Annotated in this window: 10 protein-coding genes and 1 pseudogene; 5 read left to right on the plus strand and 6 right to left on the minus strand. The window is 65.9% G+C overall.

The genetic code is table 11. The annotated features are described in order from the left end of the window. Positions 1 to 254: pseudogene (locus tag AADI75_RS01790) on the plus strand (alpha-galactosidase); the annotation flags it as partial. A 139-nt stretch (positions 255 to 393) separates the two neighbouring features. Here the strand turns inward: AADI75_RS01790 and AADI75_RS01795 are convergent. The 6 genes from AADI75_RS01795 to AADI75_RS01820 form a co-directional block, all read right to left on the minus strand. Further along, positions 394 to 1980: an alkaline phosphatase D family protein gene (locus AADI75_RS01795; protein ID WP_341207344.1), complete on the minus strand. Its 1587-nt coding sequence runs from the start codon at positions 1978 to 1980 to the stop codon at positions 394 to 396. Further along, complete coding sequence (locus AADI75_RS01800; protein ID WP_341207345.1) at positions 1977 to 4592, minus strand: TonB-dependent receptor; 2616 nt, start codon at positions 4590 to 4592, stop codon at positions 1977 to 1979. Before AADI75_RS01800 ends, AADI75_RS01795 begins: the two co-directional genes overlap by 4 nt. A gap of 65 nt (positions 4593 to 4657) precedes the next feature. Continuing rightward, positions 4658 to 5575 carry a FecR domain-containing protein gene (locus tag AADI75_RS01805; RefSeq protein ID WP_341207346.1) on the minus strand — a complete coding sequence of 306 codons (918 nt, stop codon included), beginning with the start codon at positions 5573 to 5575 and terminating at the stop codon, positions 4658 to 4660. Then, on the minus strand, positions 5547 to 6107 hold the full coding sequence (locus AADI75_RS01810) for an RNA polymerase sigma factor (RefSeq protein ID WP_341207347.1): 561 nt from the start codon (positions 6105 to 6107) through the stop codon (positions 5547 to 5549). Before AADI75_RS01810 ends, AADI75_RS01805 begins: the two co-directional genes overlap by 29 nt. 183 nt (positions 6108 to 6290) lie before the next feature. Then, positions 6291 to 7541 carry a DUF2254 domain-containing protein gene (locus AADI75_RS01815; RefSeq protein ID WP_341207348.1) on the minus strand — a complete coding sequence of 417 codons (1251 nt, stop codon included), beginning with the start codon at positions 7539 to 7541 and terminating at the stop codon, positions 6291 to 6293. A gap of 61 nt (positions 7542 to 7602) precedes the next feature. After that, positions 7603 to 8802 carry a cation:proton antiporter gene (locus tag AADI75_RS01820; protein ID WP_341207349.1) on the minus strand — a complete coding sequence of 400 codons (1200 nt, stop codon included), beginning with the start codon at positions 8800 to 8802 and terminating at the stop codon, positions 7603 to 7605. A 90-nt stretch (positions 8803 to 8892) separates the two neighbouring features. On the opposite strand from AADI75_RS01820, the gene AADI75_RS01825 reads away from it, so the two are divergent. The 4 genes from AADI75_RS01825 (at position 8893) to AADI75_RS01840 (ending at position 12389) form a co-directional block, all read left to right on the plus strand. Further along, a complete protein-coding gene (locus AADI75_RS01825; protein ID WP_341207350.1) occupies positions 8893 to 9972 on the plus strand; it encodes a sodium:calcium antiporter in 1080 nt (359 codons plus the stop codon). A gap of 232 nt (positions 9973 to 10204) precedes the next feature. After that, positions 10205 to 11560 carry an alpha-L-fucosidase gene (locus tag AADI75_RS01830; protein WP_341207351.1) on the plus strand — a complete coding sequence of 452 codons (1356 nt, stop codon included), beginning with the start codon at positions 10205 to 10207 and terminating at the stop codon, positions 11558 to 11560. 39 nt (positions 11561 to 11599) lie between these two features. Then, positions 11600 to 11812, plus strand: coding sequence for a hypothetical protein (locus AADI75_RS01835; protein WP_341207352.1), 213 nt, complete (start codon positions 11600 to 11602; stop codon positions 11810 to 11812). A 4-nt stretch (positions 11813 to 11816) separates the two neighbouring features. Beyond that, the gene (locus AADI75_RS01840; protein ID WP_341207353.1) at positions 11817 to 12389 is read left to right on the plus strand and encodes a sugar O-acetyltransferase; all 573 of its coding nucleotides are present in this window, start codon (positions 11817 to 11819) and stop codon (positions 12387 to 12389) included. Positions 12390 to 12412 lie beyond the last annotated feature (23 nt).

Below are 12412 nucleotides of genomic sequence, written 5' to 3' on the forward strand. Positions count from 1 at the left end.
ACAACCAGCCGCACTTCGTCGAGGACGGTACCCGCATCTGGTCGGCAAAACCCGAGGGCGGCAGCGGCCTGTATCTTGCCTTGTTCAACACGACCGCCAAGCCCAGGGAGGTCGGCATCGATCTTAAACAGATCGGGGCACCGTCTAAGGTCACGTTGCGTGATCTATGGACAGGCAACGATGCGGGTTCCGCCAGCGGGCGAGTGGCGCGCATGGTACGGCCGCACGGGGCAGAATTGTACCATCTGACATGACCCAGCCCGTCCATGCGCATCGGCCCCCCCGCGCACGGTACCCCGAAGAGGCGAGCACGTGACGCCTTTGCCGTTAGCGCCTATAAAATGGTGATGGCTAAGATTGCGTACCGAACGAAGACGGGTTCCTCGGGGTCATTCAGCTAATCTGCAATGTATGCTGGCGATAAGCCGTGGCGTCGCGCTGTCGTATCGAAGGGCTGCGCCACCATTCCAGCGTCGCAGCGGCCGGGGTCAGACAAACCCTGCCATAACCGCGATGCGACGTGTCGGCCCATTGCAGTTCGGAGTTGCCGGCGACCAGCGCTTGCGAGACGACCGCCGGGTCCTCCTGCGGGAACCAGCTCTCGAAGCCGGGCGACGTGACCGAGGGGACCGCCAGTTCCACACCGGCTTTGTGCCCGCGGCTGTCGCACAGACGATAGGACCAGGCATTGTGACTGTCCCCGGACAGCACGATCAGTCGAGCATCCGCGTCGCGTGCCGCGCGCAGCACCCGTTCGCGCTGCGCCGGATAGCCGTTCCAATTGTCCATGTTCATGGGCACGCCGACGCGGCCGGCGTCGACCAGCAGGGCGACCTCGTCCCGCGCCGTGTCACCGCCCACCGGCGTCCAGCCCAGCGCAGCGTCGGGCATGACCGATATGCCCATGGGCACCGACTGGATCAGGATCTGGTAGCGTGTCCGCCGCGCTGACGCCCGCATCTCGCGCAGCAGCCATGCCTCCTGCGCCTCACCGAGCATCCGCCGATCGGGGCGCATCCACTCGCCTTCCCGAAACGTGGTCAGCCGATCCATGCGGCCCTCGACCGGCATTTGCAGTGGGTAGAAATCGGCTTCGACGGTACGGCCGGTGGTGCGCGTCTCCAGGCTCATCAGGCTGGCGAGCGTGCCGACGTCGCGCACACCCCAGCGGTTCACGTCCGATACCGGCATCCATTCGCGCCACGCCCGCGCTGCGGCGTCACGACGGAGGCGCCAGTCGCCTTCCGTCGCCGGGTCGTGGTTGTAGGCGCCGCCCGTCCACGCATTGTCGGCAAACTCGTGATCGTCCCACACCGCCAGCCACGGCACCCGCGCGTGCAACGCGGCAAGGTCGGGATCGCAGCGATAGCTGGCATAGCGCGCGCGGTAATCGGCGAGATGCACCGCCTCCCCCGCCGGCTCGATCGTTCGACCGGGCAGCGCCTGTGCTGCGGAGGGGTAGGTGCCGCGCGCATATTCATAGATATAGTCGCCGAGATGCACCGCCAGATCGACGGCGGGATCGCGCGCGGCATGGGCATAGGCGTTGAACCACCCGAACGGCAGGTTGGCGCAGGAGAAGACCGCCATCGTGAAGCGTGGCGGCAGCCCGTCCGGCAGCGTCGCGGTACGGCCGGTCGGCGACATGGCGCCGTCCGGGCCGTGAAAACGATAGAACCAGCGTTGCCCGGGTTCTAGCCCGGTCAACACCGTGCGTGCGGTCCAGTCCGCTTCAGGATCGGCGACGGCCACCCCGCGCGCCGCAATCCGGCGAAAGCCCGGATCGGACGCCAGCTCGACCCGCAACGGCACCGGCGCGCCACGTCGACGATAGCGGGTCCAGACCAGCACCGACGATGCGGTCGGCTCGCCCGAGGCGACACCGTGGGTGAACCCGGCCAGCGGCGCGGCGCACAGCCGCCCCGCCGGCAGGAGACCGAACGCCGCCGCGCCGGCGACGAAGGAGCGCCGGCCGATCATGGCCGCTGGCGATAGAGCAGGGTCAGACCGATCGTGCGCGGGCGGAAGCTGTTGTTGACGAAGAACGGCGAGCGTCCGCCGTAGTTGAACCGCTCCAGCCCGGGATGCGCGTCGAGCAGGTTGTCGACGAACAGTTGCGCCTCGACCTGGTCGAAGGTGATGCCCGTCCGCATCCGTACATAGTAGGTCGCAGGCCGATCGCCGAGGATAGGATTGTAGAAGGCGGTATCGGGATCGAGGCTGGACCGCTCACGGAAATTGCGGCTGGAAAATTCGTAATTGCCGCGCACGAACGCGCCATGACCGCCAAGATCGAAGTCGTAGCGACCGCCGACAACCACCTGCCACGGCGTACCCGCCTGAAACAATGCGTTGCCCTTGTCGATGCCGAACGCACCCGATGTCGCACCGCGATTGACGTAGACGCGCTCTGCGAACCGCGCATCGACATAGCCGACCGACAGGTCGAGCGTGACGCCCTGCGTCGGCCGCGCGGTGACGGCAAGGTCGAAGCCCTCCGACCGGACCTGGCCGGAGTTGACCGTGTAGGTGACGGCGCAAGGGTCCAAGGTCACGCGCTGCTGGATGTTCGACCAGTCGATGCGGAACGCGCTGGCGTCGAAGCTCAAACCCGCCAGCCGTCCCTTGGCGCCTACCTCGTAGGACCATGCGCTGTCCGAGCTGAAGGGGATGTCGGGCACCGGACGGCCCGCCGCGGCGAGCTGCGCCAGGCAGCGCTGTCCGATCGGCGCGTTGATCCCGCCGGCACGATAGCCCTTGGCGACGCTGGCATAGAGATTGAGGTCGTGGACGCCGTCGTAGTTGACGACGAAGCGCGGCGTGAGCGGGCGCTCTCGCGTCCGGCCGGCATCCATGCGCGGGGTCGCGCCGATATAGGGGCCGAAGAAGACATTGTCGTTGGTGAGCCGGGTTTCCGACCAACGGAGGCCCGCTTGCGCATGCAGACCGTCGATCGGCTCGACGTTCAGGTTGCCGAAGGCCGCGATTTGTCGTTCGCGCTCCACCCGGTTGCCGCTGTAGGTGATCCCGCCCGGCAACAGCGGTGCGCCGAGCGTATCGACGACGCCGATGCCGTAGATCGCGCGGAAGAATTGTTCGATCGACGGCTCGACCAGCGTCTCGACGTTGCGCTGGCGATTGTTCGAGTAGAAGCCGCCGACCAGCCATTGCACGCGCGCGGTCGGATCGGCGGACTGGATGCGCAGTTCCTGCGAGAAGTTGCGCTGCGTGTTGAGGATCGCGCCGTCGGATCGCAGGCCGCGCGGCAAGATCGTGAAATTGGGGCCGTCCGCCGTCAGAAGCTGGCCGACGCGATCCTCGTAGCCGGCGAAATTATAGAGGGTGTTGTCGTAATAGCGGGTCTGTCGCCGATCGAACCAGGCGGTGTTGGACACGACCGAAAAGCCCGGTCCGTCATAGCCGATGGCGAGGCTCGGCAGCACGAACCGATCGCGGTTGGCGAGCGGAACCGGATTAGCATTGACGTAGCGATGCGCGGTGGGATCGGAGCGCGACTCCCAATATTGGTCCGTATCCGCGCGCTCGCGCCGCTGATAGTAGACGGACGGGGTGATCGCGACACCCGGCGCAGGCTCGATCCGCAGCGTGGCGCGCGTGGTGGCGATCATGGTGCGGTTGGCGTCCTTGTCCACCAGCGCGTTCGTCGCGGCATCGCGCCGGTCCACCCAGCCCCCGGCGCGGCGATAGTCCGTCGCGATCCGCAGACCCGCCACGCCTTCGACGATCGGCATGCCGACCGCCGCTCCCGCCTCCCACGTCGGCGCGCCGCCTTGCGTAAAGGCCAGCTCGGCGCGGCCGTAGACGTCGGTCCGGGTCAGCGACGGTTGTGGGGTGATGTAGCGCACCGTGCCGCCCATCGAGCCCGCACCGAACAACGTCCCCTGCGGTCCGCGCAGCACCTCGACCCGGTCGAGATCGAACACCAGCGGCAACGCCGACGCCGCGCCCTCGCCAAAGGTGCGGACCTGGATCGGTGTTTCGTCGAGATAGACGCCGGTCGTCGCGGCCCCGGCATTGGAGGCGAGACCGCGGATCGCGATCTGGTTGATCTCCGGACGCAGCCGCACGCCGGGTGTGAGTTGTGCGATGTCCGCGAAGTCGCGCACGCCGAGCTGATCCATCCGCCCACGCGACAGCGCCACGACGCTCGACGGCACCTTGGCCAGCGGCTCGGCCGTCCGTTGGGCGGTGACGACGATGTCGGCGCTGACCCCGCTGTCCTGCGCTTCGGGCTCTGCCGAAGCGACGGTCGATGTAGTCGGTGCCGCAGCAGGCTCGCTGCGCACCACGACCCACATTCCGGCACCCGAGGCACGCGCCACCAGGCCCGTGCCGTCGAGCAGGCGGGCCAGCGCCTGCGGCACCGTCATCTGCCCGCGTACGGCATTGGCGCGCCGTCCGCGCGCAACCGAACCCGACACCATGACCTGGACCCGCGCCTGCCGTGCCAGGGTCGCCACGGCCCCCGACACCGACTGCGCCGCAATGTCGAAACTCGCGACCTGTGCCGTTGCCGGCGTTGCGATCGTGACGGCCGCGATCGAGCAGCCCAGAACCCAATGTATCCGCATCATGCCCCCCATGCGGGGACGATCGTCCCCGTTCGGCAGCCAAGATGATCGTCGCGTCGTTTTCCTTATCGACCGATGACGATCCGATCGGATTCCACCGATGACCGCGCCCCAAGGCCGAGTGCTGCAGTGCGTGCGAAGCCTTCGGGATCGTCGGTGCGAAAGACGCCGTACAGCGGCTCCTCGGCCAGCGACCGGTCGGTGACGACGATCGGGCGATTGTTGTAGCGGTTGATCGTCGTCACGGCACTGGCGAGCGTCTGGCCCTGGAGTTCGAGCCGGCCATCGCGCCAGTCGAGCGCCCGGGCGAGCGCCTCCGCGGACACCTGTTCCGTCGATGCCGGCTGCCCCGCCGCGAAGCGTCCGCGTTGACCGGCCTTTAGCACGACACCACCGCGCCCGCCGGTCACCTCGACGATCCCCTCGGACACGATCACTTCGATCGCGTCGTTCCGCGCAACCGAAAAGACGGTGCCGACCGCCCGGACACGGATGCCCGCCGCCTCGACCACGAAGGGCCGCCGGGAATCATGCGCCACGCGGAACAATGCCCGCCCCTGGTCAAGACGTATGTCCCGGCCGGACGATGAGAATCGCGGCTTCAGGCTGGTGGCCGTGTCCAACGTCACGTTCGACCCGTCGGCCAGAGGCGTCTGGCGTATTTCCCCGACACCGGTGGCAAGCGACGGTGTCGATCGGACGGCGAAAATGCCGGCGGCGAGCACGCAGGCCGCCCCTCCTGCCAGCAATGTCCGACGCGCGAGCCGCGGCACCTTGGCCGGAAGTTCGTCGGCGGGGCGAGTCATGAGGGCGAGCGCGGCGCGTGCCCGGATCAGCGCACCGCGATTCAGCGGGTCGTCGGCCAGCCACCGGTCCAGCTCGGCCTGACGTCCGGCGCCGACCTGACCGGCGTCGAGCGCGACCGCCCATTCGGCCGCCGCCCGGTCACGCTCCTCACGCGCGTCGACGACCGGCTTCTCCATTTTCTATCGCTTCGCCATCAGTGCGCATGGCGGACAACAGATGACGCACCGCCTTTGCCGCATCGTTCTCGACCACACCCTCGCTCACGCCCATCCTGTGCGCGATCTCTCTCTGGGAGAGACCTTCCATGCGCCGCAACCGGAAAATTTCACGACATCGCGCCGGCAATGCCGCCAGTGTCGACGACACCATCGCCAGCTGACGGCGGGCATCGGTGATCCGTTCCGGGTCTCCACGCTCATCGATGATGGATGACGCGAGTGTTTCCGTAAGCGCATCGAAACGAACCACCTTCTGCCGCCTGAACCCTTCGCGGCGCAGGTTTTGGACGATCATCAGGAAATAGGCGCGCGGCACCGCGACGTGATCCACGGCATCAAGGTCGCCCAGACGACAATAAGCGTCGTGAATCAGATCGTCGGCCTCGTCCCGGGTCGCTCCGGCCGAAAGCAGCCGGCGTCGTACCCAAGCCTCATGCGGCAGGATGTGCGTGGCGATCCAGTCGATGGTTGCCGGTCTTGCGCCCGCCATGAGCCCTCCTTGGACGGAAGGGTCGTGTGAAGGATGCCGATTGCGCCGTGATGACACGGCGATACTGCGACATTGTTTTGCAGAATGGAGCTTTGCCTGCGGTCACCTCTTGATTCGCCGTCTCCGGATGTCTGCTCCACCTCGAAGGGTAGCTTCCTCGTCAGGTTCGCCTGTTCAAAACGGCTATTGGTCCAGCTCGGCAAAGTGGCGGTGGTAAGTCTGCTCGATAAGGTCACGGTCCCGCTCACTTGTCATCGCCGCTTTCGCCCGCTCCGCCGCGTCGTGTGCTTCCTGTTTGATGAGCGATCGGACCGGTCCGGCATGTCGAGCCAACGCAGCGAGAGCTTTTTGCAGCCTGATGCCGACTTCAACGATCGCCGCGCCATCGCGTGCGATCGGACGACACCAGTCGTTGAGCAACTCGCCTAAGTGAATCGCCGGGACATGGACCCGGGCGGGTAGTGGCGCACCGTCTCTCGTTCGGTGATCAGTCAGGCGCAACATTACACGCGCGCTCGCCTCGATCACCGCAATCGCCGTTCCGGGATCGTTGACCGCCGGTGACAAGGCGCGTGACGCAATTTCGGACAGTACCACCAGCCCAAACCGTGGATCGTGATCGAACGTGCGGTGGTGGGATAGGGTGAATGCCTGTCGGACCTTGTCGACCGCAGTGTCGTCGCAGCCGCCTGCCACCAGCGCGATCGGCCGCTCGGGTTCGACGAGCTTGCCGGGTAGCGCCAGGACGTGGATATCCGCATCGATCGCCTGTGCAAGCCGTCCCAGCACCGCGACGTCGACGTGGGTCACCCGCGCCATCGTCCTCGGCATGACCGGCGTCATGCCGCGAGGGTCAGGCTTCGTCTGCTCGGTGCCGAGCGCCAGCGGCACCGCAATCGTGTCGACCGCCGCCATCGCTGCCCGCTCGACCCGATCGATCGTGTCGGACACGCGTCCGAACCGCGCGATATGTTCGATCCAGCGGAGCAGAGTGACAACGATGAAAAGGATGACGGCTATCGTGCCGACCAGGAGGATTACGCGCCCGGTTTCGCCGTACAAGCCGGTCGACAGCGCGATGATGCCGACAATGGCGAACAGGAAGCTACCGAGGAAGGTAGCCAGCGTGTTCTGCGCGGTGCTGTCGTCGATCAGCAGCTGGACCGCGCGGGGCGTGATCGTGCTGGTCGCGCCCGAATAGGCCGACACCATCGCGGTCAGCGAGAAGGTGGTCACCGCCAGCATGCTCGACGCCAGAATTGTCAGAATGCCATCGACCGACTTCGCGCCGATGGTCGCGGCGAAGTGGTAAGAGATGGTGTGTCCAACCAGGGCACCTGCAAGTGCGAGGGCCCCCCCGAACGCGCTGACCAGCGCCGCCCTGAACCACATCCTGCGTGTTAGCAGGCGAATAAGCCACTGCCACCGCGTCAATGCCACTTCCCTTCAAGCATCCAAGCATCGGCGAGCCGCGCCGGTTCCTGGTGAAGCCGTCTCAATGTCCTGCCTCGGCCGATTCAGTCAGGCCCCAGCGACGGAGCAGCTGCGGCATCGTCAATCCCTGAGCGAAGATCGAGAAGGCCACCACGCCAAAGGTGATCACGATGATCTCTCCCCGTTCGGCGACACTGGCTGGCACCGCCAAGGCAAGCGCCAGCCCGACCGCACCGCGCAGGCCGCCCCACACCAAAACATGCTGATAAGTGGCCGGAAGCCGGAGCCTGGATCGTGCGAATGGCAGGGCAAGTGGATAAACCGCCGCGGCCCGCCCGAGCAGGGTCAGGACGATCGCGATGACCAAGGGCAGCGATACCAATACGATAGGTTGATGGGCCTCGTGGCTACCGATCAGTAGGAACAGGCACGAGTTGGCGAGAAAGGCGGCGTAGGCCCAGAAGTCCAGCACGTGCTGACGACCGGCGACCGATATCGACCCGCGTGGTCCGACATTGCCGATAATTAGCCCTGCCGCCAGAGCGGCGAAGACGCCCGATGCGTGAACATGCTCTGCGAGCAGAAACGATCCCCAGGCAACGACGGTCGTCAGCGTGACTTCGACCAGGTGATCCGTCGTTCGCCCCGCGACGGTCAGCACGGCCATACCGATCACGGCACCGAGGGCGACACCGCCCGCGACCGTCCACAACAGCGAAAGCGACGCCCCCGAAGCGGTCAGCGCCCCACCATTGGTGATCCCGACAAGGATCGCAAAGCCGACCGCGGCGACGCCGTCGTTAAGCAGGCTCTCGGACTCGACCACCATGCTGAGCCGGGGTTCCGCCTTCATCTCCTTGAAAGCGGCGATTACCGACACCGGGTCGGTAGCCGCGATCAAAACGCCGAAGAATGCCGCTCCGAGCAAACTCCAGCCCAGCAGCAGGTGCATGCCCGCCGTCACCACCGCCGCGCTGATTGCCACACCGGCAAAGGCGAGCACGATCGTGAGCGGCATTTCCGCCCGAAATCGTGACCACCGCAGCTGCATCGCCGCTTCGAAGATCAAGGGCGGCAGGAAGACGTTGAAGATCAGCTCGCGCGATAGCGGGAGGTCAGCGCCGACCGGCACATAGGCGAGCCCGATGCCCGCAAGGACGAGACCTGCAGTGTAGGGAAGACCGATGCGCCGGGACAGCATCGCCACCAGCGAAGCCACGACCAGCATCGTGCCGAGCTCTGTCAGTCCTATCTCTGCCATCAGTCCTCTTTCGGGTGCGAAGCGCCATGGAACGCCTGACGAGCTGAACCGCTCAGATTTACCTGTTAACTGACCATCTGAAGGTTGCGCATGTTCAACGGACTCGGTCTGCCGGCTTTGCTCGCGATCTTTGCCGCCTGCGCCGGCGTCATCTGGATCGCGGGCGTGAAGCTCGCCGACACGACGGACATCCTCTCCTCGCGTCTGCATCTTGGCAAGGCGCTTGGCGGCATCATCGTGCTTGCGGTGGCCACCAACCTGCCTGAGGTTGCGATCACCGTCAGCGCCGCGCTTGCAGGCAATCTGGGCGTGGCGGTCGGCAACATCCTCGGTGGCATCGCGATTCAGACGGTCGTGCTGGTGGCAATGGACATCGCCATGAGGGAGAAGGTCCCTCTGACCTACCGCGCGGCCAGCCTCACGTTGGTCGTCGAAGCGGTGCTGGTCGTCGCGGTCTTGATCGTGTCGATCATGGCGACGCAATTGCCCGGCACGCTGATCGCCGCCCGCCTGACCCCTGGGGCGGTATTGATCGCCGTCCTGTGGGTGATCGGCGTGTGGCTCTCCAGCCAAGCAAGCAAGGGACTGCCGTGGCACGATACGAGCGGCACGGCGCCTGATGGTCAGGAAGAGCCAAAGGGACACTCGCAGGCAAAGAAGGACGATGCTTCGGCGGGGCAGGGCGAAAGCACGATCCGCATCGCATTGGTCTTCGGCGCGGCTGCTCTGGCGACCTTGGCAGCCGGTGTGCTTCTTGAGCGGAGCGGCGACGCTATCGCTCAGCACATCGGTCTAAGCGGCGTCCTGTTCGGTGCGACGGTGCTTGCGGCCGCCACCTCGCTGCCCGAGCTTTCGACCGGCATCACCTCGGTACGAATGAAGGACTATCAACTCGCCGTCAGCGACATCTTCGGCGGAAACGCCTTCCTTCCGGTTCTTTTCCTCCTTGCCGTCGTCATTTCCGGCAAGGCGGTGCTGCCGGATGCGCAGGCGAGCGACATCTATTTGGCAGGTCTCGGCGTGCTTCTGACCTGCGTTTACGCCGCTGGCCTGATTTTTCGCCCGAAGAGGCAGATCTGGCGGATGGGCGTCGATTCCTTCGTCGTGCTTATCCTCTACGCGCTCGGCGTGGGTGGCCTGTTCGCTATATCAAGCGGTCACGGCGGCTGAGCGAAACCTTCAAGGCGGGAATTTGGAAGGTTCCGCGATTTGGGACGGTTCAACGATACGGGGTTGCGGATGAACACGACGAACTTCACCGCGCCGGAGCATGCCACGGTGATGGCGATCACACACCTGGAAGCCGAGCGGCTGCGCGGGTATTGCGGCACGCACCGACGGGGAGGGTGACAGGGCGCCGCTTCATCGGCATCTTGCTTCCAGAACAGATCGGGAGAGGAAGATGGACAGCGCAGGACGTCGCTTGTGGCAGGGATTGGCCGTGGCGCTCGCAGCGACGCTCGCGGTGCCACCCGCTATCGCTCAATCCCCCGATACCTATACGCCCGCAGCGGAAAATCTGGCGGCGCGACAGTGGTTTCAGGACGCCAAATTCGGCATCTTCCTCCACTGGGGCCTGTACAGCGAACTGGGCGGGACCGGATCGTCGGGCGGTGCCGAGTGGATCATGCAGGACAACAAGATCCCGGCCGCGAAATACGAGCGGCTCGCCAAGTTCTTCTATCCTCAGCAATTCGACGCCGATGCCTGGGTGCGCTCGTTCAAGGACGCCGGGGCGCGCTACATCGTCATCACCAGTAAGCATCACGATGGCTTCGCGATGTTCGACAGCAAGGTGTCGCCGTACAATGTGGTCAAGGCCACGCCGTTCAAGCGCGATCCGATCGCGGAATTGGCGGCGGCATGCCGGCGGCAGGGCGTGAAGCTGTTCTTCTATTATTCGCAGCTCGACTGGCACCATCCTGACTATTTCCCGCGCGGACGGACCGGCCATTCGGCGGGCCGGCCGGAGGCGGGCAATTGGGACACGTATCTCGATTATCAGGACGCGCAGCTGCGCGAGTTGCTGACGCAATATGGTCCGATCGGCGGGATCTGGTTCGACGGCTGGTGGGATCAGGAGAAGACGCCGCTGCGCGACCGCTGGCGGCTGGAGCGGACGTACCGGCTGATCCACCAGCTTCAGCCCGGTGCGCTGATCGTCAACAACCACCATCACGCGCCGTTCGCGGGCGAGGATTACCAGACGTTCGAGCGCGACCTGCCCGGCGAGAACAAGACCGGCTTCAGCGGCACCGCGACGATCGGTGCGCTGCCGCTGGAGACCGCCGAGACGATGAACGGCAGTTGGGGCTTCAACCTGACCGACGATCAGTACAAGTCGCCGAAGACGTTGGTGCAGACCTTGGTGGGGGCGGCGGGGCGCAACGCCAATTTCCTGCTCAACACCGGGCCGATGCCCAATGGCGAGATCCAGCCCGAAAATCTGGCGACATTCCATACGATTGGTACGTGGCTGAAGGTCAATGGCGCCAGCATCTACGGCACGCGCGGCGGGCCGGTGTCACCGGGTGAGTGGGGTGTTACCACGCAAAGGGGCAAGACGGTGTACGTCCATCTGCTGCGCGCGCATGACGGTCGGGTCGTGCTGCCGTTGAAGGCGCAGGTCGCAGCGGCGCGGCTGCTCGACGGCGGGGCCAGGATTTCGACGGCGCGGCGCGGGGAGGGCGTTGAAATCACAGGGCTACCGCCGCTCGGCGAACGCTGGGATCAGGTGGTCGAGCTGACGTTGCGCTGAGACTTGGTCGATCGCATCGGCCCGGGCATAGGTAAGTCTATGGCTGCTTTCGATGATTCCGCCGACCCGGCGTTGGGCGCTGCATGCAACCGCCTGGCCGCGTGGGTCGAACCCTTGCCCGCCGGGATCGTGATCGACCCGGCATCGGGGCTGAGTGAAGCCGATCTGGCGTTGATATTGCGGCATCTTCACGCGACGCGCCGGCAAGGTGCCGCCGGGCGGACCTCGGTGCCGCTGACGGCACGGGATTGAGGGCATGGCGGTGCAGAGCGAGAAGCAGAAGATGCTGGCCGGGGAGCCGTATCATGCGGGCGACGCGGAATTAATCGCCGACCATCAGGCGGCGCTGGCGTGGATGGCGCGCTACAATGGCGCGGCGGCGCGACCGGCGGACGAGCGGCGCGCGATCCTGCGCGAGCGGCTGGCGGCGGTGGGCGAGGGGGCGGTGATCCGGCCGCCGTTCCACTGCGATTATGGCTATAATATTCGCCTCGGGGACGACGTCTTCCTCAATTATAGCTGCGTCATTCTCGACGTGGTGACCGTGACGATCGGAACAGGCACGCAGATCGGGCCCGCGGTGCAGATTTTGACCGCGGATCATCCGCGCGACCCCGCGGCGCGCGCGACCGGCGCGGAATGGGGCCGGCCGATCGCGATCGGACGCAATGTGTGGATCGGGGGCGGGGCCTTGATCCTGCCGGGCGTCACGATCGGCGACGATGCGATCATCGGCGCAGGGAGCGTGGTGACGCGCGACGTGCGCGCGGGCGCGACGGTCGCCGGCAACCCGGCACGCGAACGAAGCGCACCACTGCCGGCAGCTTGACGGGGCATCGCTGTCGATTATTG

This window comes from uncultured Sphingomonas sp. (genome assembly GCF_964021865.1).
Taxonomy (GTDB): domain Bacteria; phylum Pseudomonadota; class Alphaproteobacteria; order Sphingomonadales; family Sphingomonadaceae; genus Sphingomonas.

Excerpts from the sequence above, each read along its gene's own strand:
- AADI75_RS01795 (WP_341207344.1), bottom strand. The coding sequence starts at position 1,980 with ATGATCGGCCGGCGCTCCTTCGTCGCCGGCGCGGCGGCGTTCGGTCTC.
- AADI75_RS01800 (WP_341207345.1), bottom strand. The coding sequence starts at position 4,592 with ATGCGGATACATTGGGTTCTGGGCTGCTCGATCGCGGCCGTCACGATC.
- AADI75_RS01805 (WP_341207346.1), bottom strand. The coding sequence starts at position 5,575 with ATGGAGAAGCCGGTCGTCGACGCGCGTGAGGAGCGTGACCGGGCGGCG.
- AADI75_RS01810 (WP_341207347.1), bottom strand. The coding sequence starts at position 6,107 with ATGGCGGGCGCAAGACCGGCAACCATCGACTGGATCGCCACGCACATC.
- AADI75_RS01820 (WP_341207349.1), bottom strand. The coding sequence starts at position 8,802 with ATGGCAGAGATAGGACTGACAGAGCTCGGCACGATGCTGGTCGTGGCT.
- AADI75_RS01825 (WP_341207350.1), top strand. The coding sequence starts at position 8,893 with ATGTTCAACGGACTCGGTCTGCCGGCTTTGCTCGCGATCTTTGCCGCC.
- AADI75_RS01830 (WP_341207351.1), top strand. The coding sequence starts at position 10,205 with ATGGACAGCGCAGGACGTCGCTTGTGGCAGGGATTGGCCGTGGCGCTC.
- AADI75_RS01835 (WP_341207352.1), top strand. The coding sequence starts at position 11,600 with ATGGCTGCTTTCGATGATTCCGCCGACCCGGCGTTGGGCGCTGCATGC.
- AADI75_RS01840 (WP_341207353.1), top strand. The coding sequence starts at position 11,817 with ATGGCGGTGCAGAGCGAGAAGCAGAAGATGCTGGCCGGGGAGCCGTAT.